Origin of the sequence: Marinobacter sp. F3R08 (assembly GCF_018860425.1) — a bacterium.
Taxonomy (GTDB): Bacteria; Pseudomonadota; Gammaproteobacteria; order Pseudomonadales; family Oleiphilaceae; genus Marinobacter.
Map to the genome: position 1 here is coordinate 1 of NZ_JAHKPI010000015.1, position 22,715 is coordinate 22,715.

23 protein-coding genes and 1 other RNA gene are annotated in these 22,715 nt (G+C 55.4%); 21 read left to right on the forward strand and 3 right to left on the reverse strand.

Annotation, left to right across the window (positions count from 1 at the left end; translation table 11 throughout):
• Positions 1-71: 71 nt before the first annotated feature.
• The 12 genes from KO499_RS09045 to KO499_RS09100 all read left to right on the forward strand — a co-directional run bounded on the left by KO499_RS09045 (position 72) and on the right by KO499_RS09100 (position 10,490).
• Complete coding sequence (locus KO499_RS09045) at positions 72-1,622, forward strand: 2-isopropylmalate synthase (RefSeq protein WP_215983426.1); 1,551 nt, start codon at positions 72-74, stop codon at positions 1,620-1,622.
• Entirely contained in the window at positions 1,623-2,456 is an 834-nt protein-coding gene (locus KO499_RS09050) for a 2-isopropylmalate synthase (protein ID WP_323133334.1), read from the forward strand. It abuts the gene before it with no gap.
• Positions 2,456-2,941 carry a ribosomal protein S18-alanine N-acetyltransferase gene (rimI, locus tag KO499_RS09055; protein WP_215983427.1) on the forward strand — a complete coding sequence of 162 codons (486 nt, stop codon included), beginning with the start codon at positions 2,456-2,458 and terminating at the stop codon, positions 2,939-2,941. The genes KO499_RS09050 and rimI overlap by 1 nt, the downstream gene beginning before the upstream one ends.
• Before the next feature lie 88 nt (positions 2,942-3,029).
• Complete coding sequence (gene prfC / locus KO499_RS09060; protein WP_215983428.1) at positions 3,030-4,610, forward strand: peptide chain release factor 3; 1,581 nt, start codon at positions 3,030-3,032, stop codon at positions 4,608-4,610.
• Positions 4,611-4,632: 22 nt separating this feature from the next.
• Positions 4,633-5,418, forward strand: a complete 786-nt coding sequence (locus KO499_RS09065; RefSeq protein WP_215983429.1) for a TatD family hydrolase — start codon at positions 4,633-4,635, stop codon at positions 5,416-5,418.
• A 200-nt stretch (positions 5,419-5,618) separates the two neighbouring features.
• Entirely contained in the window at positions 5,619-6,047 is a 429-nt protein-coding gene (rplM, locus tag KO499_RS09070) for a 50S ribosomal protein L13 (RefSeq protein WP_008176556.1), read from the forward strand.
• A gap of 12 nt (positions 6,048-6,059) precedes the next feature.
• Positions 6,060-6,452 carry a 30S ribosomal protein S9 gene (rpsI, locus tag KO499_RS09075; protein WP_215983430.1) on the forward strand — a complete coding sequence of 131 codons (393 nt, stop codon included), beginning with the start codon at positions 6,060-6,062 and terminating at the stop codon, positions 6,450-6,452.
• 242 nt (positions 6,453-6,694) lie between these two features.
• Positions 6,695-7,288: a ubiquinol-cytochrome c reductase iron-sulfur subunit gene (gene petA, locus KO499_RS09080; protein ID WP_215983431.1), complete on the forward strand. Its 594-nt coding sequence runs from the start codon at positions 6,695-6,697 to the stop codon at positions 7,286-7,288.
• Positions 7,288-8,520, forward strand: a complete 1,233-nt coding sequence (locus tag KO499_RS09085) for a cytochrome b (protein ID WP_215983432.1) — start codon at positions 7,288-7,290, stop codon at positions 8,518-8,520. The genes petA and KO499_RS09085 overlap by 1 nt, the downstream gene beginning before the upstream one ends.
• Positions 8,520-9,275 (forward strand): cytochrome c1, encoded by a 756-nt coding sequence (locus KO499_RS09090; protein WP_215983433.1) that lies wholly within the window; start codon positions 8,520-8,522, stop codon positions 9,273-9,275. The genes KO499_RS09085 and KO499_RS09090 overlap by 1 nt, the downstream gene beginning before the upstream one ends.
• A gap of 109 nt (positions 9,276-9,384) precedes the next feature.
• Positions 9,385-10,014 carry a glutathione S-transferase N-terminal domain-containing protein gene (locus tag KO499_RS09095; protein WP_215983434.1) on the forward strand — a complete coding sequence of 210 codons (630 nt, stop codon included), beginning with the start codon at positions 9,385-9,387 and terminating at the stop codon, positions 10,012-10,014.
• Positions 10,015-10,073: 59 nt separating this feature from the next.
• Positions 10,074-10,490 (forward strand): ClpXP protease specificity-enhancing factor, encoded by a 417-nt coding sequence (locus KO499_RS09100; RefSeq protein ID WP_228339884.1) that lies wholly within the window; start codon positions 10,074-10,076, stop codon positions 10,488-10,490.
• Between the two features lie 56 nt (positions 10,491-10,546).
• On the opposite strand, the gene KO499_RS09105 is transcribed toward KO499_RS09100, so the two are convergent.
• Genes KO499_RS09105 through KO499_RS09115 form a run of 3 tightly spaced genes read right to left on the reverse strand, consistent with a single transcriptional unit; the run spans position 10,547 to position 13,467 of the window.
• On the reverse strand, positions 10,547-11,137 hold the full coding sequence (locus KO499_RS09105) for an SIS domain-containing protein (RefSeq protein ID WP_215983436.1): 591 nt from the start codon (positions 11,135-11,137) through the stop codon (positions 10,547-10,549).
• 11 nt (positions 11,138-11,148) lie between these two features.
• Complete coding sequence (locus KO499_RS09110) at positions 11,149-11,514, reverse strand: YraN family protein (RefSeq protein WP_215983437.1); 366 nt, start codon at positions 11,512-11,514, stop codon at positions 11,149-11,151.
• A gap of 24 nt (positions 11,515-11,538) precedes the next feature.
• On the reverse strand, positions 11,539-13,467 hold the full coding sequence (locus tag KO499_RS09115; protein WP_228339862.1) for a penicillin-binding protein activator: 1,929 nt from the start codon (positions 13,465-13,467) through the stop codon (positions 11,539-11,541).
• 76 nt (positions 13,468-13,543) lie between these two features.
• On the opposite strand from KO499_RS09115, the gene rsmI reads away from it, so the two are divergent.
• From rsmI to mraY, 9 genes are all read left to right on the forward strand, one after another.
• Entirely contained in the window at positions 13,544-14,440 is an 897-nt protein-coding gene (gene rsmI, locus KO499_RS09120; protein ID WP_215983438.1) for a 16S rRNA (cytidine(1402)-2'-O)-methyltransferase, read from the forward strand.
• A gap of 53 nt (positions 14,441-14,493) precedes the next feature.
• An RNA gene (gene rnpB / locus KO499_RS09125) (RNase P RNA component class A) lies at positions 14,494-14,843 on the forward strand.
• 302 nt (positions 14,844-15,145) lie between these two features.
• Entirely contained in the window at positions 15,146-15,598 is a 453-nt protein-coding gene (mraZ, locus tag KO499_RS09130) for a division/cell wall cluster transcriptional repressor MraZ (protein ID WP_215983439.1), read from the forward strand.
• Positions 15,595-16,593: a 16S rRNA (cytosine(1402)-N(4))-methyltransferase RsmH gene (gene rsmH / locus KO499_RS09135; protein ID WP_215983440.1), complete on the forward strand. Its 999-nt coding sequence runs from the start codon at positions 15,595-15,597 to the stop codon at positions 16,591-16,593. Before mraZ ends, rsmH begins: the two co-directional genes overlap by 4 nt.
• The gene (gene ftsL / locus KO499_RS09140) at positions 16,581-16,985 is read left to right on the forward strand and encodes a cell division protein FtsL (protein ID WP_215983441.1); all 405 of its coding nucleotides are present in this window, start codon (positions 16,581-16,583) and stop codon (positions 16,983-16,985) included. Before rsmH ends, ftsL begins: the two co-directional genes overlap by 13 nt.
• Before the next feature lie 34 nt (positions 16,986-17,019).
• Positions 17,020-18,759, forward strand: coding sequence for a peptidoglycan D,D-transpeptidase FtsI family protein (locus KO499_RS09145; protein ID WP_215983442.1), 1,740 nt, complete (start codon positions 17,020-17,022; stop codon positions 18,757-18,759).
• 4 nt (positions 18,760-18,763) lie between these two features.
• Entirely contained in the window at positions 18,764-20,248 is a 1,485-nt protein-coding gene (locus KO499_RS09150; protein WP_215983443.1) for a UDP-N-acetylmuramoyl-L-alanyl-D-glutamate--2,6-diaminopimelate ligase, read from the forward strand.
• On the forward strand, positions 20,245-21,633 hold the full coding sequence (locus tag KO499_RS09155; protein WP_215983444.1) for a UDP-N-acetylmuramoyl-tripeptide--D-alanyl-D-alanine ligase: 1,389 nt from the start codon (positions 20,245-20,247) through the stop codon (positions 21,631-21,633). Before KO499_RS09150 ends, KO499_RS09155 begins: the two co-directional genes overlap by 4 nt.
• On the forward strand, positions 21,618-22,703 hold the full coding sequence (gene mraY, locus KO499_RS09160; protein ID WP_215983445.1) for a phospho-N-acetylmuramoyl-pentapeptide-transferase: 1,086 nt from the start codon (positions 21,618-21,620) through the stop codon (positions 22,701-22,703). The genes KO499_RS09155 and mraY overlap by 16 nt, the downstream gene beginning before the upstream one ends.
• Positions 22,704-22,715: the final 12 nt, after the last annotated feature.

The following is a 22,715-nucleotide window of genomic DNA, read 5'->3' on the forward strand; positions in this document are numbered from 1 at the left end:
CCCCTCAAGCATCGTTTCCGGGTGATATACTCTGTCAATAACGAATTCAATTTCCGAATGGAGCATTTCTGATGCCTTCGAATGATCACCTTGTCATTTTTGATACGACGCTCCGTGATGGTGAGCAAAGCCCCGGCGCCACCATGAACAAAGCGGAAAAGCTACGCATCGCAAAAGTTCTGGAAAAGCTGCGTGTCGACGTTATTGAAGCAGGGTTTGCGATCGCAAGTCAGGGCGACTTCGAGGCAGTGAAGGGGATCGCCGAGTCGATCAAGGACTCCACAGTCTGTAGCCTCGCCCGGGCTCTGGACAAGGATATCGATCGCGCAGCAGAGGCAATTCGCCCTTCGGAGCGTGGTCGTATTCATACCTTTATAGCTACGTCGCCCATCCACATGAAGCACAAGTTGCAGATGCAGCCCGAAGAAGTGGTAGAGCAAGCAGTTCGCGCGGTGAAGCGGGCTCGCAGTCATGTGGAGGACGTTGAGTTTTCCTGTGAGGACGCCGGGCGCTCAGAGTTGGACTTTTTGTGTCGGATCATTGAGGCCGCCATTGATGCCGGAGCCGCCACGATTAATATACCGGATACCGTGGGTTACGCGATTCCAGAACAGTTTGGTGAAACTATCCGGCTGCTTTTGAACCGGATTCCGAACGCCGACAAGGCCATTTTTTCGGTGCATTGCCACAATGATCTGGGCTTGGCGGTTTCTAACTCTCTGGCTGCAGTCTCTCAGGGCGCCCGTCAGGTTGAATGTACTATCAATGGATTGGGCGAGCGTGCTGGCAACGCTGCTTTGGAAGAAATCGTGATGGCGGTTCGTACCCGTCAGGACCTGTTCCATTTAGATACCCGCATAGATACCCAGCATATCGTTCCTGCATCCCGTCTGGTGTCCACTATTACCGGCTTTCCTGTTCAACCTAACAAGGCCATTGTTGGCGCCAACGCTTTTGCTCATGAGTCCGGAATTCACCAGGATGGGGTTCTCAAACACCGGGAAACCTACGAAATTATGCGTGCGGAGGATGTAGGTTGGCACACTAACAGTCTTGTGCTTGGCAAACATTCCGGTCGCAACGCATTTCGTACCCGGTTGCTTGAGCTCGGAATTCAGTTTGAAACGGAGACCGAGTTGAATGAAGCTTTTACAAGGTTCAAGGCACTTGCAGACCTGAAGCATGAGATTTTCGACCAAGACCTGCAGGCTATTGCCAGTGATACCCGCCAGAAAGAGGAAGATGGCCGTTATGGTCTGGTCTGCATGCAGGTCTGCTCTGAGACCGGTGTGGTGCCCAAAGCCAACCTGACGCTTACGATGGATGGCAAAGAGCACAAGGTTGAAGCAGAGGGAAGTGGTCCTGTAGATGCAACATTCAGGGCAATCGAATCGTTGGTGGATTCTGGTTGCAATCTGCAGCTCTATTCAGTCAACAATATTACCAGTGGCACGGATTCCCAGGGCGAGGTAACTGTGCGTCTGGAAAGAGGTGGCCGGATTGTTAACGGCGTGGGTGCTGACACAGATATTATCATCGCCTCTGCCAAGGCTTATATCGAGGCGCTTAACCTGATCAGTAGGGGAGGAATTCGACAGCACCCTCAGGTTGCGGATGTCTGAGTGTCTCAATCAGGTGAGTTCCGACAGGCGGCTTTGATGATTGGATCGGAAGTAGAGCGTCAGTTTTACCTGGGAGCAGCAGGGATTCGGATGTGGTACGCCCGTCAACCGTTGCCTGGTGCGGCGCCCAGTCCGGAGTTTGACTTCTCTGTGGAGGCTGAGGCCCCGGAAACAAACCCGCGGGTGTTGGAGCCTGCACGCGGGCCCGTAAAAGACCCGGGACGTCCGGCTGCGGGACCAGATCGAACCGAGGGCGTTGCCCGAATTGCTGGCCTGCAAGCATTGATGGAAGGTGACGCTGGCGCTTCGGCCAATGCCGCGCGACCGTCGACTGAATTGTCAGTCATGCCCCAGCCTGTTGCGGAGAAGGCAGTACCAGAGCCACAGGTGATGACGGCGCCATTCTCTGCGTTTCCCTCTGAAAGCATCAATATCATGGTCTGGGCCGGGAGCAGTGCGGCTCTGATCGGAAGTATGTCTTCGGATGCCAGCAGTCTGCTCCAGGAGACCCTGGCGGTAAATATTTTAAAGAGCCTGGGCGAAAATCAGCCAAAGGTGCTGGGGCATCTATCCTGGCCCATTTTTAACAATCTGCTGGTGCCAGGGAATTCCGGCCAGGACTTCGTCGAGGTGATGGCTAGCGTTGTCTCGGGGCTGAAGCGTCACGACGTTGTTGTTCTTCAGGATCTCCAGAATTCGGAGCAGAGCTGGCTGAGTGAGGCGCTTGGTCGTGACCCCGCGAGGCAGTTTCCTCACACCCTCGCTGAGATTGCTGGTAACCCGAACCTCAAGCGTTTGCTCTGGGAGCGGATACGCCCCATGGTTGCCCGCTGATGGTCTCCACGGGGACGTATCAAAGCGTGTTGAAAGCCGATCTTCTGGTCCGCCCTCTGGTGCCTGATGACGTTGCGACCGTCATGGATATAGAACGCCAGGGTTATTCTCACCCCTGGACCGAATCGGTGTTCCTCGATTGTTTCAAGGACAACTATCGGCTATGGGCTGCAAGCCACGGTGAAACGCTCGTGGGCTATGCTGTCGTGGCCTATATGGTAGATGAAGCCCATCTGTTAAATATCTGTGTCCATCCCGGGGCCAGAGGTAAAGGCGTGGGACGACATATCCTGAGGCATGTCGTTTCTACGGCTGCCCATGAGGGTATGATCCAGTTGTTGCTGGAGGTCAGGGCCAGTAATGCCATGGCTAGAGCCTTGTACGAAAATGAAGGGTTTCGGGAAATCGGAAAACGCCCGGGCTATTATCCGGCGGCCAACGGTCGGGAAGAGGCTCTGGTTATGGTGCTGGAGTTCGGGCAGTAACCGGTGAAGCGTGAGTTCGCGTCATAATGCCTTAGGGCCTATAATACCCGCCTTTTCCAGAACATCAGATTCAGGTTGCTTTTCGATTATGTCTAACCTTCCCCAGGAAGTGGCCAAGCGCCGCACCTTTGCCATTATTTCGCACCCGGATGCCGGTAAAACAACCATCACAGAGAAAGTGCTGTTGTTCGGCCAGGCGATTCAGAAAGCCGGCACCGTTAAGGGAAAAAAATCGGGGCAACATGCCAAGTCCGACTGGATGGAAATGGAAAAAGAGCGGGGTATTTCTGTCACTACCTCGGTCATGCAGTTTCCCTACAGTGGCAAACTGGTGAACCTTCTCGATACGCCGGGCCACGAGGATTTCTCTGAAGATACTTATCGTACGCTGACCGCCGTGGACTCTTGTCTGATGGTCATCGACAGCGCAAAGGGTGTCGAGGAACGGACCATCAAGCTGATGGAGGTCACGCGGCTGAGGGATACGCCTATCCTTACCTTCATGAACAAACTGGACCGTGATACCCGGGATCCGGTGGAATTGATGGACGAGGTTGAGGACGTTCTGAAAATCGCCTGCGCACCGATCACGTGGCCCATTGGTATGGGCAAGAGCTTCAAGGGTGTTTACCACCTGCTTCGGGATGAGGTCATTCTTTACCAGTCCGGCCAGGGGCACATGATTCAGGATCGGCGGATCATTGCAGGTCTCGACAATCCTGAGCTGGATGAAGCGATTGGCGCCTACGCTGACGATCTCCGTGATGAAATTGAGCTGGTGAAAGGCGCTTCTCACGAATTTGACCAGGAGGCGTTTCTCGCTGGTGAGCTGACCCCGGTGTTCTTTGGGACAGCTCTGGGTAACTTTGGGGTGGATCATATGCTTGACGGTCTGGTGGAGTGGGCGCCCACACCCCAGCCCAGGGAGACGGACCAGCGATTGGTGCAGCCGGCTGAGGACGGATTTTCAGGATTCGTGTTCAAGATACAGGCGAATATGGATCCTCAGCACCGCGACCGCGTGGCCTTCCTTCGTATCGTCTCCGGGAGCTACAGCCAGGGCATGAAGGCGCGTCACGTACGTATCGGCAAAGATGTCCGGTTCTCCGATGCATTGACGTTCATGGCGGGTGACCGGGAGCATGCTGAGGAAGCATTTGCCGGCGATATTATTGGATTGCACAATCATGGAACCATTCAGTTGGGGGACACCTTCACTGCAGGTGGAGACATGAAATTTACGGGCATTCCAAACTTTGCGCCCGAGTTATTTCGCCGGATTCGTCTCAAGGATCCTCTCAAGGCCAAGCAGCTTCAGAAAGGCCTTATACAATTGTCGGAAGAAGGGGCGGTGCAGGTATTCCGTCCGCTACGGAACAATGACCTTATCGTCGGGGCTGTGGGTGTTCTCCAGTTCGACGTGGTTGTGAGCCGCCTGAAAAGCGAATACAAGGTTGAGGCAATCTACGAACCAATCAATGTTGCCACTGCCCGCTGGGTTACCTGCAGCGACGAGCGCAAGCTCGATGAGTTTCAGCGCAAGAACAACGATAACCTGGCTCTCGATGGTAGTGACCGGTTGGCGTATATCGCTCCTACCATGGTGAACCTGAATCTGGCTCAAGAGCGCTATCCCGACATTCATTTCCACAAGACCCGGGAGCATTGACGAGTACCGGGCGGAGGTGACTGTGCAACTGATCGACGCTCACTGCCATTTCGATTTTCCGTATTTTGATGGTCATCGCGATGAAGAGCTGGAGCTGGCTCGATCGCGCGGGCTTCGGGGTCTTGTAATACCCGGTGTCAGGCGCCCTGATTGGGCAAGAGTCCGGAAGATTGCTGAAGCCTATGATGGTCTTTCGTATTGCCTCGGCATTCATCCCTGGTTTGTTGGTGAGCATTCGAGACACGATCTTGTAGAGCTCCGGAGGTTACTGGAGGTCAGCCCGGACCGCTGCGTAGCGATCGGAGAGTGCGGGCTCGACCGGCTCCGAGGGAATCTTGATGATCAGTTGCCCTGGTTTGAGGCTCAAGTAGAGTTGGCGCAGGCGTTGGACATGGCTCTGGTCATCCACTCGGTAAAAACCCATGATGAGGTGGTCAGCCTGCTTAATCGCCTTCGTTGGGGTGGTCGAGCCTTGATTCACGGTTTTAGTGGAAGCTTTCAGCAGGCCAGAAAGCTGGTCGATCTGGGGTGCTACATTGGGGTTGGTGGTGTTATTACCCATCCTCGTGCCCACAAGACCCGTGACGCCATATCGAAATTGCCGGCGGAGTCACTGGTGCTTGAAACCGATGCGCCAGATATGGCGCCGGAAGGGGTTCCGAAAGGGCAGAATTCGCCACGCTATCTGCCGGATATCCTGGGTGTGCTCGCCGGGATCCGCACCGTTCCGTCGCAAGAGTTGGCTCCAATTCTGCTGCAGAATGTGTGTCGATTGTATGGTTGGTCAGGCACCCAGGTAGGGGAATAACGAAACAACCCGACGCAGGGTTGGCTTTCCTGAGTGGTTCGAGTATACTTCGCGCCCTGGCTTTTCAAGGTGATGTCACTATCTCAGCCCCGAATAGTGTCACTGCCGACTAACTAACAGGTACAGAACCACCTCCGGATGCAGTGCATTTACCGGCGGCGGTTTTTAACGTTTCTTATATAGCGTTCAAGGCGGAATCAATGAAGACTCTGAGTGCGAAACCAGAAACAGTAAAACGTGACTGGTACGTTGTAGACGCAGCCGGCAAGACGCTGGGTCGTCTGTCAACCGAAATCGCCCTTCGTCTGCGGGGCAAGCATAAGCCTGAGTACACCCCTCATGTAGACACTGGCGATTATATTGTTGTGATCAACGCGAGCCAGGTGCGGGTGACCGGCAAGAAAGCATCTGACAAGATGTACTACAGTCATACCGGCTTTCCGGGTGGGATCAAATCCATCAACTTCGAGAAGCTGGTCGACAAGGCGCCTGAGCAAATCATCCAGAAGTCTGTCAAAGGCATGCTTCCGAAGGGTCCGCTCGGCCGCGCAATGTTCAAGAAGCTGAAAATCTATGCAGGCGCTGAGCATCCTCATGCAGCCCAGCAGCCCAAAGAACTCGACATTTAACGGAAGGCGGATATGTCTGTAGCACAAAATTACGGTACTGGTCGCCGCAAGACATCCACGGCTCGGGTTTTTATCAAGCCTGGAAGCGGTAATATTTCCATCAACGGTCGCTCTATCGAAGATTTTTTCGGTCGTGAGACGCTTCGTATGATTGTTCGTCAGCCTCTGGTTGTCGCTGAATCTACCGATCGTTTTGATATCAATATCACCGTTAAAGGTGGTGGTATCAGTGGTCAGGCTGGCGCGATTCGCCACGGCCTTACTCGTGCGTTGATGGATTACGATGAAACTCTGCGTCCGGCGCTTCGCACCGCAGGTTACGTTACTCGTGATGCGCGGGAAGTCGAGCGTAAGAAAGTGGGTCTGCGTAAGGCGCGTAAGCGTCCTCAGTACTCCAAGCGTTAATTTCGCTGGAGCAGATCCTGGAAAACCCGGCCCTTTCGGTCGGGTTTTTTTATGCCTGTGTGATCTGCCTGCAATTTGATCTGGGGCAGGGATGAGGCGCCAGCGGCGGCTTTCCGACTTGTAAGCCCAAGGTAATTTCATTACCATTTGGGCGCTTATATTTTTGGGTTGTGAAGTCCTTTTAGATGCACATTGCCAGCTGCTTTGCGGGCTGCTGCATCGCCTGATGGGAGAAGACCATAATGAATAATGGCGACGTTAGCCAAGGCCGGCGCCGGTTTTTGATCGGTGCTACGTCCGTGGTAGGTGGAGCGGGCGTCGTCGGTGCCGCCGTTCCATTTCTGGGATCCTGGAATCCCAGTGCTAAAGCGGAAGCAGCGGGTGCACCGGTAACTGTCAATATCAGCAAAATCGAACCGGGTCAGCAGGTCACCGTCGAGTGGCGTGGTAAACCGGTCTGGGTTATCCGTCGTAGCGAGGAAATGCTCGCTAATATCGAAAAGCTGAACGATACAGTAAAAGATCCGCAGTCAGAGGCACCTCAGCAGCCAACCTATATCGAGGGTATCTACAGGTCATTGAAGCCGGAGTTTGCGGTGATCGTGGGCCTGTGTACGCATCTGGGCTGTGTACCTTCCTACCGGCCGGAAGTTGCGGCAGAGGACCTGGGCGAAAACTGGCTCGGTGGGCTTTTCTGCCCTTGTCACGGATCACGCTATGACTTGGCTGGCAGGGTCTATCAGGCGCAGCCGGCGCCGTTGAACCTTGAGGTTCCGCCTTATCGCTTTGACGATGATGCGACCCTCACGATTGGTCTTGATCCGGAGGCAGCGTAATGCAAAAGCTGATTAACTGGGTAGACGAGCGTCTGCCAATCGTTGATGCCTGGAACAAACACCTGGGTAAGTATTACGCACCGAAGAATTTCAACGTCTGGTACTTCTTCGGTTCCCTTGCGATGCTCGTGCTGGTAAATCAGCTGGTGACAGGCATCTGGCTGACCATGAGTTATAACCCGTCGGCAGAGGGCGCGTTCGCCTCCGTTGAGTACATCATGCGTGATGTTGAGTGGGGCTGGTTGCTGCGTTATCTGCATTCTACCGGCGCGTCAGCGTTCTTCATTGTGGTTTATCTCCACATGTTCCGGGGCTTGATGTACGGTTCTTACCAGAAGCCGCGTGAGCTTATCTGGATTTTCGGCATGCTGATCTATCTGGTGCTGATGGCTGAAGCCTTTATGGGCTACCTGCTGCCTTGGGGACAGATGTCCTATTGGGGCGCCCAGGTTATCGTCAATCTGTTTGGCGCGATCCCTGTAATCGGTGAAGATCTGTCTCTGTGGATTCGTGGTGACTACCTGATTTCCGGTATTACCCTGAACCGATTCTTTGCCTTGCATGTGGTTGCCTTGCCGATCGTTCTGCTCGGCCTCGTTGTGTTGCACATCCTTGCTCTGCACGAAGTTGGCTCCAACAACCCTGACGGTATCGATATCAAGAAGAACAAGGACGAAAACGGCATTCCAAAAGATGGTATACCGTTCCATCCTTACTACACGGTTCACGACCTGCTGGGTGTGGGCGTGTTCTTCTTCATCTTCTTTATAATCGTGTTCTTCTTCCCGGAAATGGGAGGGTTGTTCCTCGAGAAGCCCAATTTTGAGCCTGCGAATGCTCTGAAGACGCCTGCACACATTGCACCCGTCTGGTACTTCACTCCGTTCTACGCCATGCTGCGGGCAGTCACTGTTGACTTGTTCGGATTGCCTGCGAAGTTCTGGGGGGTTGTTGTCATGGGTGGTGCCATTGCAATTTTGTTCGTGCTTCCATGGCTGGATAGGAGTCCGGTGCGCTCCATGCGTTATAAGGGATGGCTGAGCAAGATTTCTCTTGCGGTCTTCGCAGTCAGTTTCGTGGTGCTCGGGTATCTCGGCCTTGTGCCGGCAACTGAGGGCCGCACTATGCTGGCGCAGGTGTTGACCGTAGTGTACTTCCTCTACTTCATCCTTATGCCGTTTTACACGCGGATGGAGAAAACCAAGCCAGTTCCAGAGAGGGTGACAGGGTAATGAGAAAGCTGATCTTTGGTCTTTTCATCGCAGTCCTGCCAGCCCTTGGGCTGGCAGCGGGCGCGACCGTTCATCTCGATGAGTTCGAGTCAGATCACGCCGATAAGGCGTCTCTGCAACGCGGTGCGGCCACGTTTACCAACTACTGCATGGGGTGTCACTCCATGGAGTATGCCCGTTACAAGCGGGTTTCGGATGACCTGGAAATCCCCGTCGAGTTGTATGAAGAGAACCTGATTTTTACCGGTGCCAAAATTGGGGAGCTGATGAAGAACTCGATGAGCAAGGATATGGCCGCTGACTGGTTTGGTGCGCCGCCTCCTGATCTGACGCTCGAAACCCGTCTGCGGGGCGAGGCCTGGGTGTATTCGTATCTCCGTGGCTTCTACAAGGATGAGGCTCGGCCACTTGGTGTCAACAATGTGGTGTTCCCTAACGTTGGTATGCCCCACGTTCTGGTCGGGCTCCAGGGATTGTGCGCGGTCAAGCCAAATATTGGCGTCTCCGCCAGTGTCGAGCCGCTCAGTGGTAACATTAACAACGCAGATGTATGCCCGGAATACGCTATCGAAGGCAGTATGTCAGGCGGGGAGTTCGATCAGGCGATGTATGATCTGACCAACTTCATGTCCTACATGGCGGATCCGGTTAAGCTTGAGCGGGAACGTCTGGGGATCTTTGTTCTGATTTTCGTGGCTATCTTCTTTGTGTTTGCCTATCTGCTCAATCGTGAGTACTGGAAGGACGTGCACTGAGAAATAGGGTATAATCCCGTTCCCTGAGTTCCAGCGGGCAATAACCGGCTCGCTGGACTTTTGCGTTTTTTCAGGATCATTTCGGTTTGTTTACTCGTGAGGTAGTTCTATGGGCGTTGTGACCAAGCGGTCATCAATGACGTTTTTCTCGGATCCCGCCAGCCATTACAGCCACAGGGTGCGTATTGTTTTGGCAGAGAAGGGCGTTACGGTCGATATCGTTGATGTGGATCCGGATAATCCGCCGGCTGAACTGGCCGACCTGAATCCGTATAACGCCCTGCCAACGTTGGTGGATCGTGATCTTGTGCTTTATGAGCCCAATATCATGATGGAATACCTCGATGAGCGATTCCCTCATCCGCCACTGTTGCCCGTGTACCCCGTTGCCCGTGCCAACAGTCGTCTGATGATGCACAGGATTCAGAAGGATTGGTGTGGTCTGGTAGACCAGATTCTGGCCCAGCCAAACGTAAAGGCATCGGAAGTGGCCCGTAAAGAATTGAAGGAAAGCCTGCTGGCTACGGCACCTCTGTTTGGTGAGATGCCTTTCTTCCTGTCAGAAGAGTTCACCATCGTGGACTGCTGCATTGCTCCGATTCTCTGGCGTCTTCCGTCGCTGGGCATCGAGTTGAATGAAAAGCAGGCAAAGCCACTGCAGAAGTATATGGAGAGCATCTTCGGCAGAGAAGGCTTCAAGGCAAGCCTGTCTGATCTCGAAGAAGACATTCGCAGTTGATTTGGTAACGTTCCGCCGGCCGGAGCAGGAGAGAGGCAGTGGCTGAGAGTAAAAGCACCATGACGTCCAGCCGACCGTACCTGGTACGAGCATTCAATGAGTGGATCCTGGATAACGATTGCACCCCGTATATTGTAGTGGATGCAGGAATCCAGGGTGTACAGGTGCCGACTGAGCACGTAGCAAACGGGCAGATTGTTCTGAATATCAGCCCTGGCGCGGTGCGTGGTTTGGTGGTTGGTAATGGTTCCTTGGAGTTCAGTGCCCGGTTTGGCGGTGTACCGATGCAGGTATTCATTCCATTGCAGGCGGTTATGGCCATTTATGCCAAGGAAAACGGTGAAGGCATGGTGTTCGGCAGCGAGCCCGGCTCTCCGGATCCTGATCGTACTCCGGGGGGGCATGAAAGCGAGCGGTCTTCCTCCGGTCAGGAGGATCGTCCTTCGGGGCGGCCAACGCTTAAAGTTGTTAAGTAACGAATAGGCAAGCTTCGTTCTGCCGTTGTGAAAAAGCCAGCTAATGCTGGCTTTTTTTATCCCCCGAAAATCTTGGCGTCTATTAATCCGCACAGAGCGTTGATAATCAGCAACAGGAGTGGGGTTGCTTCGGTAGCGCTGAGGTTGTTCAGTGCAATTTCGTGATCTTCCGGGTGGAGAAGGGATGTAATGTCGGATTTTTCCCTGGCGCTGAGTACGACCACTCTCATCTCTCGGTCGTGGGCAGCCTGGATTGCCTGGATGAGGTTGGCTTTGTGTCCGTCATCAACAATGACGAACAGAAGATCTCCGGGCTTGCCGATAGCCCTGACCTGGCGGGAAAAGGTGTCATTGAAGCGGTTGTCCCGGCAGATTGCGGAATAGGTCGTTGCATCGGCTCCGAGATTAATGGCCGGTAAGGCGGGTCTGTCCTGTTCGAACCGGTTCAGAAGGGCGGTGCAGAAGTATTGGGCCAGGATGTTGGCATTGCCGTTCGCGCAGGTGATGATTTTGCCATCCTGGAGTAGCGTCTCCACGAAGGCATTGGAACCTTCCTCGATAGCGAGGCCTGTGGTGCTGGCGGCCTGCGCCGTATGCTCCATATGGCTGGCGAACCATTGATTGATCTGGTGTTCGGTTTCTGTCATTTTCAGTATCACTATCCTGCCAAAATTGCATTTCTGATCCATTGTACCCGGTATTTTTTGGTGGTTCCCGGGCTGATGGCAATTACGTCTATCCGTGAGAGGCTGTCCCAGAGGCCGTGCCTGTGCAGATAAAATGACGCTGCGCGAAGCAGGCGTTGTTGTTTGGGATAATTGATTGAGCTCGCAGGATCAACGAGACTTCCTGGCCCCCGATAGCGGACCTCAAAAAATACGAGGGTATCGCCATCCCGACCGATCAGGTCAATTTCACCGCCGCGATTGTAAACGTTGCGTTCGAGTATCCTGATGCCTTGGCGAGCAAGGTATCGGGCTGCGACGCCTTCGAAGTGACTGCCCAGGGTTTTGGTGCCATCCATGGCCGTTTATGCCCTCCTGTGATGCTATTGGCTATCTGTTGTACCTGCTTCTGCGGCGGCTTCTGATTCAGCCTCTTCTGTGATTGGTTCAGCAATGACTTCCGGGGCGCCACTCTGGAACTGTGCCCAGAGTTGCTCGCGATGGATTCTACCCTCGGGGGTCATGGTCAGTAAGCCGGTCTGTCCTGAAATTGAGGCGTCTTCAACCTGTTTCAGTAATGGCAGGCGCTTACTCAGATGCCACGCATCAGCACCCATCGCGAACAGCCGCCCTGGTTGACCGCGAGTGCCAGACAGACTCTTCGTGGCCCTGGCCCGCAACTGGTTCATGTCGCCCAGAACCCAGGGGATGTCGGTGAAAATGACTCCGTTGAGGTCGCGATCCCGGGAGGTTGCCGGTGTACCTTCGTAGATAATAGATGGTGAATAAACCGGTAGGCCTCCCCCGAAATAGAAGGCGAACAGAGGCTTGAGCTGTCGAGCAACCGTCGGCTCTGCCACCATCACGATCGCGTCGGCATCCTGACGGCGCCTCGGTTCAAATTCGAGGTTCATGCCGATAGTTCGTTCAACCTGAATGGCTCTGTCCCGGGAGACGGTAATGCCCAGGAGGTCGGCGGTTACCGCGCGAAGATTGTCTTCACGGGCGAAGCGTTCAATATCGAGGACGACCCCGGAATTGGCGACCATGCGTTTCTGAAGTGCGGCCTCGACACGATCACCCCATTCTCCATCGGGAATGATTACCAGGGCCTGGTACAGTTGTTCGGCGGCTAATCTGTCAGCAATCTGTCTGGCTTCATCTTCTGCCGAAAGACCAAACTGGTAGAGGCCCTCAGTAGGTGTGGTATCGGCGGGCAGATAATTCAACCCGAGTGTGGGTACCGGCAGGGTGTGCATTGAGGCGAGCCCAGCCAGGGCCTCTTTTTCCAGTGGGCCAACGATCAGATCGATATCCTGTTCGGTCAGTTGTCGGTAGAGTTCGCTGAAGGATGTGCCGGAGGTGTCAAAGATCCGTATATCTGTTTCACTTCGGTCGGCAGAATCATCAAGGTAGTAGGCGGCAAGAAAACCATCGCGGATGGCCTTTCCGGCGGTCGCAAGTGGACCTTCAAGGGGAAGGGTAAGGGCGATTTTTTCAGGACGGCTTTCCGCCAGTGTTGCGATCAATTGCAGTTTCGAGGGCAGTACCTGGGCGGCCGGATGGCCGGCCCAGTCGTTCTGCCAGCGGCGAATGATTCGTCCCTGCTCGTCAATGCCAGCTTCCTGGGTCTGGACAAGTCTGGCGAGTTCAAGCCATCCCTTGGTCTCGTAACCGAGGGCGTCGGTGGAGGCCGAACTCAACTCGTTCTCGGGCACCTGTTGCAGCAATGACCAGAGTTGGTTGTGGATCTGCTGTGCATTTGCGGTGTTATCAGTCTGGGCCAGCAACATCAGGGTCATGGCCGCAGGCATGGGTTTGCCTGCCAGGCTGTACGTGTCCGCCTGCAGGTTGGCTGCCCGGCTGATCAGGTCGGCTGGGTAGTCGACAAAAGTCGACGGGGTGAGCTCGTTAGCGATCTCTTGTGCCCAGGAGCCATCCTCGAGAGCTGTGGCGCTTGCCATTGCCAGGAGAAGCTTCTGGTTAACGAGCCCCGGAGCGGGTTGCGCCAACTGTGGGCTTTGCAGTAGCGTTCTGGCTGCCGTGTGGTCGCTCTGGTCCTGGAATCTGCTGGCGATCCGCAGGAGGTAAGCCTGGGCAGTTTCGATGTTGTCCTCGTTGCTGGCCAGCTCCAGGGCCTGGTCGGCCGTTTGTGCTACGTGGGTTTCGAGGTTCACTGTGGCGCAACCAGCCGACAAAAGGGCGGCCGCAAATAGGCTGGCCAGTGCTCGTTGATGAATGCGGATTTTTATCATGGCAGGCTCGACATACTCCGGATGATTGGGCTTGTAGCGCCAGACTAACGGTGGCAAGTTTAACAGCTCCGAGGTTAATTCACATGACGTAACTGTCACGGCCTTGGGCTCCCCATATAGAGAGGCAGAAGCTTTGAAAAACGAGGTCAGCGATTTGCCGTCGTCAGACAGCCGGAAGGGTGAATCGGGAGGCGTGCTTTATGTGGTTGCAACGCCCATCGGTAATCTTGATGATCTGTCTCCCAGGGCGGTCCGGACATTGGCCGGTGCGGATGTGGTCGCCGCAGAGGATACCCGCCACAGTGGCCGGCTGTTGAGCCATTTGGGTGTTGCAAAGCGAATGATTGCATTGCATGACCATAACGAGAAGGATCGGGCTGCCGGGATTCTGGCTGAGTTGGCGGCCGGGCATGATGTGGCGCTGATCTCTGATGCAGGTACGCCACTGATTTCGGATCCCGGCTATATCCTTGTTCGTGAGGCCCGGAGTGCAGGGTATAGAGTTAGCCCGATTCCGGGTCCCTGTGCGCTGGTTGCGGCACTGAGCGCCGCTGGCCTGCCCACAGACCGTTTCCTTTACGTGGGATTTTTACCTGCGAAACGCTCTGGTCGCAGAGGCAGTCTGGATCTTTTGAGCAATGAAGAGGCAACCCTGGTTTTCTATGAGTCACCTCATCGGATTCTGGAATCGATGCGGGATATTGCTGATGTGCTGGGATCGGATCGCGAGGTGGTTCTTGGCCGCGAGATCACCAAGACCTTTGAAACCTTCTATTCGGGTTCGGTGACAGAGGTTCTGGCAGAGTTGGAGCGTGACCCCCATGGAAGCCGGGGAGAATTCGTGGTTATGGTTCGTGGTGCAATGGGACGATCAGATAACAGCGAAGAAGCCACTATGGATGTGGATCGGGTGCTTCGGGTTTTGCTGGCGGAGTTGCCAGTCAAGAAGGTTGCAAAAATGGCTTCGGAGCTGACCGGGCTTGGGAAGAATGAACTTTACCAGCGCGCCCTGGCGCTGAAGGATGGCTGATCGTGGTGGCGGTTTCTCTTGCAAGGCTGTGGGCGCAGGAGTATTGTCTCGCCCGAGCTCGCCAGACAGTCGCCGCCGGTATTCCGGGGGAGGAAAGTCCGGGCTCCGCAGGGCAAGGTGCCAGGTAACGCCTGGGCGGCGTGAGCCGACGGAAAGTGCAACAGAAAGTATACCGCCTAAGCGTCTTCGGGCGCCGGTAAGGGTGAAACGGTGCGGTAAGAGCGCACCGCGTGGCTGGCAACAGTTCACGGCGATGGTAAACCCCACCTGGAGCAAGACCAAATAGGAATCCTATGGCGTGGCCCGCGCTGGATTCGGGTAGGTTGCTTGAGGCCTGTGGTGACGCAGGCCCTAGATGAATGACTGTCCAAGACAGAACCCGGCTTATCGGCGAGCTCTCTTTTCTTCCTTATTGTGACGCCTGTGATTCTCAACAGGCGTCCTTTATACCCAAAAAATCTTAAACCTCACTAGTCTTCTTCAGACCTTTTTGCAGGTGTTTGATTTTACTTCTTTTCTTTTTTGTAATCTCATCATTTTATCGAATCCAGCTCTGTAACCTCTTGTCATAAAAGGAAGTTTCCCATGTGTGGCGCTGTTTGCTGCGCTTGCATTGTGTATTGCGTGTTTCTATAGTGTGCAGAAGTGGGAAAAAGTGGTTTGAAGTGGTTTTTTGTGGACATTAGGTACCCAGAGACAATGTGAATGAGTAAATTCCTCGGCAGTCATGCCATCAATATGGATGCGAAGGGTCGCTTGGCGATCCCCGCCAAGGTGCGCGAAGAGCTCGCGCAGGCCTGTGGTGGGCGCATTGTATTGACGGCAAACCCTGACGGAGAGCGGTGTCTTCTGATGTACCCGGAGCCCGAGTGGGAGATTCTTAGGCCGCAAATTGAGGCACTCCCCAACATGAATAAGCTGGCGCGGCGCCTGCAGCGCATAATCCTGGGGAATGCCGCGCCCATGGAACTGGATACAGCCGGGCGCATTCTTGTTCCTCCCACTCTGAGAAGCTATGCCCATCTGGAGAAAAAGCTGATGTTGATCGGGCAGGGCAAAAAGCTGGAGCTGTGGAGCGAAGAGCGTTGGTTTGCCTGGCTGGATGAGTCCTCCGATGACGAAGAGATGCCGCCCGAGATGGAGGCGCTGTCTTTATGACCTCCGATCGCAGTCCGGAGGCCGGGGGAGCGTACTCGCATCGCTCGGTGCTCCTTGATTCGGCGGTCGACTACCTGATTGCCGACCCCGATGGTTTTTACGTGGATGGCACCTTTGGTCGAGGTGGCCACAGTCGTCTGATTCTGGGGCGTCTCGGAACGTCCGGGCGGCTCCTTGGTATTGATAAGGACCCCGAAGCGATCGGAGCTGCACAAGCACTGGAAGCAGAGGACGGCCGTTTCCGCAGTTTTCATGGTTCCTTTGCGGAGCTGGATGACGCGGTATCCGGCTTGGGGTGGCAGTCGGTCAATGGTGTTCTGCTGGACCTCGGTGTGTCATCACCGCAGCTTGACGATGCCTCCCGTGGGTTCAGTTTTATGCGTGATGGACCTCTGGATATGCGCATGAATACCGAACAATCGCCCAGTGCGGCTGAGTGGCTGGCGACGGCGGAGGAGTCGGATATTGCCAACGTGATTTTTCGTTATGGCGAGGAACGATTTTCCCGTCGAATTGCCCGGCTGCTGGTCGAGCGTAGGCAAGAGATGCCTATTGAGACGACTCGCCAGCTGGCAGAGTTGGTAAGCGAGGCGGTTCCCAAGAAAGAAAAGCACAAGCATCCGGCAACCCGAACCTTTCAGGCAATCCGGATTTTTATCAACCGGGAACTGGAGGATCTGGAGGTTGGTCTCCAGTCCGCTGTTGAGCATCTTGCGCCTGGCGGGCGCCTGGTGGTTATCAGCTTTCACTCGCTGGAAGATCGGTTGGTCAAGCGCTTCATGAGGGACCTGGCCCGAGGACCGCAGTTGCCAAAAGGTGTTCCCGTAACCGCAGATCAGGAAGCCTCAGACTTCCGTCTCGTTGGCAAGGCCAGCAAAGCTGGTGTTGACGAAGTAAGTGACAACATACGTGCCCGCAGCGCAGTTATGCGTGTGCTGGAGCGGACAGATACCAGGAAAAACTCGCAGGGGAGCGCGTCGCCATGGGTGCGGTAGCTATTGAAGAGCCGGTTAAGACCGCAAAGCTCAACAAGCAGAGGGTTCGGGACGGCGTTGCAACTGCGGTCCGGATTTCTCGGCAGGTTTTTGCAGCCACGAAGCAGGGCAAAGTGCTGGTTTCGCTTGGGTTGGTTGTCGTGTTGTTGGCTTCCTCCATCGGGGTGGTTGTTAGTGCCCACGAAAACAGGGAGCTTTTTAATACCCTGTCGCAACTTCAGTCTGAGCGTGACGGCTACCAGAGTGAATGGAGTCAATTGCTGCTTGAGCAAAGTGCACTCAGCGCTCATGGCAGAGTAGAAAATCTGGCGGCCGAGCGTTTCAACATGGTGGTGCCGGGGCGTCAGGACATTGTGTTGGTCCCACTCATGTCGCCGGTCGCCGGCCGGTAATTAACAAGAACACCAACGATTCAGGGTGATCGACGTGTCCGATCAGGGAAAGAAGACAACATGGGGGCAGCGTTTGGCGTCCGGGCTGGCAGCCTGGCGCTTTGGCTCCGTCGTGGGCGTCTTTCTGCTGGTCGTTGGAGTTCTGGCCTGGCGCCTCGTTGATCTTCATGTTGTTGATAACGAGTTTCTGCGTAAACAGGGTGATGTCCGGACTATTCGGGTAGAGAGTATCGACGCGCACCGGGGGGTGCTCACTGATCGCTACGACGAGCCGCTTGCAGTGAGCACGCCAGTGCAGACCATCTGGGCAAATCCGTCGGAGGCTGACCCTTCCGAGGCACGTTTGGCAACCCTGGCAAGGCTTCTTGATATCAACGAAGCCTCCCTGCGCCAGCGGCTGAAAGATTACTCCGGTCGCGAATTCATTTACCTGCGCCGAAAGGTTCAGCCGGATCTGGCCAGAAAGGTTCTGGACCTGGATATTGGTGGCGTCTATGCCCGTCAGGAATACCGCCGTTACTATCCGGCAGGCGAAGTGACTGCTCACGTTGTGGGCTTTACGGATATTGATGAGCGTGGCCAGGAAGGAATCGAGCTGGCCTACAATCAATGGTTGTCCGGCGAGACTGGACGAAAGCGTGTTCTGAAAGACAACCGGGGTCGGGTCATCAAGGACCTGACTCTGATTCGTGATGCCAGCCCCGGGCGCAATCTGGCGCTCAGCATTGATCTGCGCCTCCAGTATCTGGCGTACCGGGAACTCAAAGCCGTTGTGGCGGCTCATAATGCCCGCGGGGGCACGCTGGTTATGCTCGACGTGGATACCGGTGAAGTCCTGGCGATGGTGAATCAGGGGTCATACAACCCCAATGATCGCAGCCAGCTTGAGCCTGAAAATCTCAGAAACAAAGCTATAACCGATCTGTTTGAGCCCGGATCTACCATGAAGCCGATCACTATGGCGGCTGCCCTGGAGTCCGGCAAATACTCGGTTGATAGCACTATTGATACCAATCCGGGGTATCGTCGATTTGGTCGCTTTACCATCCGGGATCATCGTAACTACGGTGTGATGGACATGGCTGAGATTATCGTCAAATCCAGTAATGTCGGGATCAGCCGGATTGCCACCGATCTCGGTGGTGATGTGATTCGCGATCTGTACGCCCGGTTGGGGCTCGGTCAACCCACTGGCATAGGTTTTCCTGGCGAAGCGGTGGGTGTATTGCCCTCCCCACCAAAGTGGCGACCGGTTGAAGAAGCAACGTTGTCATACGGTTACGGTATGAGCGTGAATGCTTTACAGCTGGCACAGGCGTATATGGTGATCGCCAATGGTGGCGTGCGCTATCCACTGAGTCTGGTTCGGCAGGACGACAAGCCCCAAGGGCAACGTGTGCTTTCTGAAAAGGTGACCTATCAGGTCCGGAACATGTTGCGTGAGGCCGTCTCAAGGGGCACCGGAAAACGCGCCCAGCCTGGCTTTTACTCGGCTGGGGGCAAGACGGGAACGGTTCACCTGGTTGGCGCTCAGGGCTACGAAGACAGCCAGTATAAAGCGATTTTCGCTGGTATGGCGCCGATTGATAACCCAAGACTGGTTACGGTTGTGGCCGTTGATGCGCCGCAGTCCGGAGAATACTACGGTGGCGAAGTTGCTGCGCCGGTATTTTCACGGGTAATGAGTGACGCACTGCGACTGTTGAATGTGAAGCCTGAACTGGAAGTAGGCGAGACTGACGTGTTCTCTTCCGCGACCGGTGAGCGAGGGTAAGCGTATGTGCATCACATCTCTCAGCACGTTGTTGCAAGGCATTGTGGTGGTTCCGTCTGTGTTTGACGTGACTATCCATGGCCTGAAGGTTGACAGTCGGGAAGTCGCCTCCGGCGACGCGTTTATAGCCCTCTCAGGTGCCCGAACGCCTGCCGACTTCTACGTTGACCGGGCCATTGAGGCTGGTGCGACGGTTATTCTTTTGGAAACCGAAGAAGCCGGTGAGTGCGCTGAGCGACACGGGGCGCTGGTTGTGCCCGTCGTGGGCCTGCGAAGCCTGGTGGGTCGAATTGCCGACCGGTTCTTCGAGCACCCGTCGCAACGGCTTCGGCTTGTCGGGGTGACCGGAACCAACGGGAAGACGTCGGTCTGTCAGTATGTTGCTCAATTGTTGAAAGAGACAGGAACGCCCTGCGGCATCCTTGGAACTCTGGGGTACGGCATGCCGGGCGCTCTCCAGTCGGCGACCCACACAACGCCAGATGCCGTGCAAATTAACCGGGTTTTGTCCCGGATCGTAAATCAGGACGGTCGCGCTGCCGTGATGGAGGTGTCCTCCCACGCACTGGAACAGGGTCGGGTGGATAATCTGTCCATGACCGCGGGCGTGTTTACCAATCTGACCCGGGACCACCTGGATTATCACGGCTCCATGGAAGCATACGGCGCAGCCAAGGCCCGGTTGTTTCAGCGGGAGGAACTGCATTTTTCGGTTATCAACTTCGACGACCCGTTTGGTCGACAGCTGTTTGATCAGCTGGAAGGAAAGTGTGATCGCGTACGTTTCAGCCTTCACGAGGCCCAGACCGAACTCTGGTTGCGAGAGTTTCGGCCTACCAATGAGGGCTTTGAAGCTGAAGTGGATGGTGAATGGGGGCGGTTTGTTATCGCGGTTCCCCTGATGGGCAGCTTCAATGCCAGCAATGTGCTGGCGGCAATGGCAACGGTGTTGACGCTTGGCGTGCCGGTTGAGCGTGTACAGCAGGCTGTCCAGCGACTTACGCCACCCCCGGGAAGGCTCGAACGGTTCGATAGCGCCAGTGGCGTCAGGGTGGTAGTCGATTATGCCCATACCCCCGATGCTCTGGCGAATGCTCTGGCAGCGTTGCGCCCGCATGTGGCGGGTGAACTCATTTGTGTGTTCGGTTGTGGCGGTGATCGCGATGCCGGCAAGCGACCGGAGATGGCACGCGAATCTGAGAAATTTGCAGACCGTATTGTGGTCACCGATGACAATCCCCGCAGCGAAGATCCTGAGATCATTGCACGGGACATTCTTGCGGGCTTTTCAGATTCGGCAAGGGTGTCTGTTATGCATGACAGAGCCGAAGCAATTCTGTCGGCAATCCGCTCTGCTACTGCAAACGACCTCGTTCTGATTGCAGGTAAAGGACACGAGACGTATCAGGAAATTGCAGGCCAGAAATACCCGTTCAGCGATGCTGAGCAGGTTCGCCACATACTGCGACTCAATGGTGGTGTGGCATGATGCGCGCCTTTTCGCTGGCCGAGGCCCGGAGCTGGACGGGGGCTGAGTGCCGTCTGGGTGATCAGACGTCAGTGATGTTCAGAGGCGTTTCAACCGATACGCGTACCCTTGCGCCGGGACACCTGTTTGTTGCTCTGCGCGGAGAGAATTTCGACGGTCATCAATTTTTACATCAGGCGCAGGATCGGGGTGCGGTTGGCCTGGTGGTCGATACGCCGGATCACAGTGTTGGTCTGCCTCAACTGGTGGTAGAGGACACGCTGAAGGCTTTGGCGCAGCTTGCTGCCGGCAACCGAGAAGAAAGTACGGCCGGCATGCTCGCGATCACCGGCAGCAGTGGCAAGACCACCGTCAAGGAGATGTGCGCCGCGATTCTCTCGCAGATGGGCCAGACACTTTCGACGAAGGGCAATCTGAACAATCACATCGGTGTTCCGCTTACGCTGTTTGGTCTCTCGCAGGAGCACCAGTATGGCGTGATCGAGCTGGGTGCCAGTGGACTTGGTGAGATAGCTCATACCGTCGCCCTCGCAAAGCCCCGGGTGGCCATCCTCACGAATGCGGGCGAGGCTCATCTGGAAGGGTTTGGCAGCTACGAAAATATTGTCCTGGCGAAGGGCGAAATCATTGAAGGCGTGGCGGCTGACGGGCTGGTTGTGCTCAATAGCGATGATCCGGCCTGCGGGACGTGGCGCAAGCGTGCCGGAGCCCGACGCGTTGTCGGGGTCAGTCGTCTTGGAGCTGAGGCGGATTACCACGTGGTCGTCGAGAATCGGAAGGCCGGGAACAGAAACATTCAAGTCAGCGGTCCGGACGGCTGGCAGTGCCGGGTTACCCTGGGGCTGGAGGGTGATCACAACATCACCAATATGCTGCTTGCGATTGCTGCTACCCGCGAATTAGGCGCCAGTGATCAGGCGATTGTCGACGGTCTGGCCGGTGTTGCCTCGGTGCAGGGGCGGCTTCAGTTTCTGACGTTATCGCCGGGGTTGACTTTGATTGACGACAGTTACAACGCCAATCCGTCGTCCATGAAAGTCGCGCTCGGGGTTCTGGCAGAGCGAGAGGGACAGCAAGTTGCCGTACTTGGCGCCATGGGAGAGCTTGGTGTTGAAGCAAGGGCATTGCATCGGGAAGTCGGGCAGTGCGCCCGCGACCTTGGCATCGACCGAGTAATCACCGTGGGGCAGGGCTGCGAAGGCTATGCCGACGGATTTGGCGGATCCACGGAGTCTGTGCGGAGTCATGAGGAGGCCGTTGAAGCAGCGATCGGAGATAAAAACACGCCATTGACAGTGTTGGTCAAGGGTTCTCGCAGTTCTGCCATGGAGCGAGTGGTGGAGGGAATTAAAGAAAAGGTGAATAACACATGCTGCTCTGGTTGACAGAGATCCTATCACAGTATTTTTCCGCACTGACGGTGTTTCAGTACCTGACCCTGCGTGGAATTTTGGGAACACTCACTGCGCTTCTGATTTCGTTGATCATCGGCCCGGTGATGATTCGTAAACTGAGTCAGTATCAGATCGGTCAGGCGGTGCGGGATGACGGTCCTCAGACCCATCTGAGTAAAGCCGGAACGCCGACCATGGGAGGGGCGCTGATTCTGGTGGCGATCGGCATCAGTACGTTGCTCTGGGCCGATCTTAGCAACCGATACGTCTGGGTTACCCTTCTGGTGACACTGTTGTTCGGCGCGATCGGCTGGGTCGACGACTACCGTAAGGTTGTAGAGCGCAATCCACGGGGCCTGCCTGCCCGGTGGAAGTATTTCTGGCAGTCGGTTGTTGGTGCTACGGCGGCGGTGGTCCTTTTCTTCAGTTCGGTGCTGCCTCAGGAAACCTCGCTGTACGTGCCGTTTGTAAAACAGTTTTCATTGACTCTTGGGCCGGTGCTTTTCATTTTGCTCAGCTACTTCGTCATCGTTGGCAGTAGCAATGCCGTTAACCTGACCGATGGACTTGATGGCCTTGCGATCATGCCTACCGTCATGGTTGCCGGTGCTCTGGGGATCTTTGCTTATCTGTCCGGCCACGCTCAGTTTGCCAATTACCTGTTGATTCCGCACCTCCCGGGGACTGGTGAGCTCATCGTTTTCTGCGGTGCGCTTGTCGGTGCGGGCCTTGGCTTTCTCTGGTTCAACACTTACCCGGCCCAGGTATTCATGGGTGATGTCGGGGCGCTGGCCCTCGGTGCAGCACTGGGTGTTGTTGCGGTTATTGTCCGCCAGGAAATTGTGTTGTTCATCATGGGCGGGGTGTTTGTGATGGAAACCGTGTCGGTGATCCTGCAGGTTGCTTCGTTCCGTTTGACCGGGCGACGGATCTTTCGGATGGCGCCGCTGCACCACCATTTTGAGTTGAAGGGATGGCCTGAGCCCCGGGTTATTGTCCGGTTCTGGGTTATCACTGTTGTTCTGGTCCTGATTGGCATTGCCAGTCTGAAGCTGAGATAGGGACGTGTTACC

Bases quoted from the DNA above. Each gene is read 5' to 3' on its own strand.
- petA (WP_215983431.1), top strand. From the start codon at position 6,695: ATGAATAATGGCGACGTTAGCCAAGGCCGGCGCCGGTTTTTGATCGGT.
- rpsI (WP_215983430.1), top strand. From the start codon at position 6,060: ATGTCTGTAGCACAAAATTACGGTACTGGTCGCCGCAAGACATCCACG.
- KO499_RS09045 (WP_215983426.1), top strand. From the start codon at position 72: ATGCCTTCGAATGATCACCTTGTCATTTTTGATACGACGCTCCGTGAT.
- KO499_RS09105 (WP_215983436.1), bottom strand. From the start codon at position 11,137: ATGACAGAAACCGAACACCAGATCAATCAATGGTTCGCCAGCCATATG.
- rimI (WP_215983427.1), top strand. From the start codon at position 2,456: ATGGTCTCCACGGGGACGTATCAAAGCGTGTTGAAAGCCGATCTTCTG.
- KO499_RS09155 (WP_215983444.1), top strand. From the start codon at position 20,245: ATGATGCGCGCCTTTTCGCTGGCCGAGGCCCGGAGCTGGACGGGGGCT.
- KO499_RS09110 (WP_215983437.1), bottom strand. From the start codon at position 11,514: ATGGATGGCACCAAAACCCTGGGCAGTCACTTCGAAGGCGTCGCAGCC.
- mraZ (WP_215983439.1), top strand. From the start codon at position 15,146: ATGAGTAAATTCCTCGGCAGTCATGCCATCAATATGGATGCGAAGGGT.
- mraY (WP_215983445.1), top strand. From the start codon at position 21,618: ATGCTGCTCTGGTTGACAGAGATCCTATCACAGTATTTTTCCGCACTG.
- KO499_RS09085 (WP_215983432.1), top strand. From the start codon at position 7,288: ATGCAAAAGCTGATTAACTGGGTAGACGAGCGTCTGCCAATCGTTGAT.
- rplM (WP_008176556.1), top strand. From the start codon at position 5,619: ATGAAGACTCTGAGTGCGAAACCAGAAACAGTAAAACGTGACTGGTAC.
- ftsL (WP_215983441.1), top strand. From the start codon at position 16,581: ATGGGTGCGGTAGCTATTGAAGAGCCGGTTAAGACCGCAAAGCTCAAC.
- KO499_RS09150 (WP_215983443.1), top strand. From the start codon at position 18,764: ATGTGCATCACATCTCTCAGCACGTTGTTGCAAGGCATTGTGGTGGTT.
- KO499_RS09095 (WP_215983434.1), top strand. From the start codon at position 9,385: ATGGGCGTTGTGACCAAGCGGTCATCAATGACGTTTTTCTCGGATCCC.
- prfC (WP_215983428.1), top strand. From the start codon at position 3,030: ATGTCTAACCTTCCCCAGGAAGTGGCCAAGCGCCGCACCTTTGCCATT.
- KO499_RS09090 (WP_215983433.1), top strand. From the start codon at position 8,520: ATGAGAAAGCTGATCTTTGGTCTTTTCATCGCAGTCCTGCCAGCCCTT.
- rsmH (WP_215983440.1), top strand. From the start codon at position 15,595: ATGACCTCCGATCGCAGTCCGGAGGCCGGGGGAGCGTACTCGCATCGC.
- KO499_RS09100 (WP_228339884.1), top strand. From the start codon at position 10,074: ATGACGTCCAGCCGACCGTACCTGGTACGAGCATTCAATGAGTGGATC.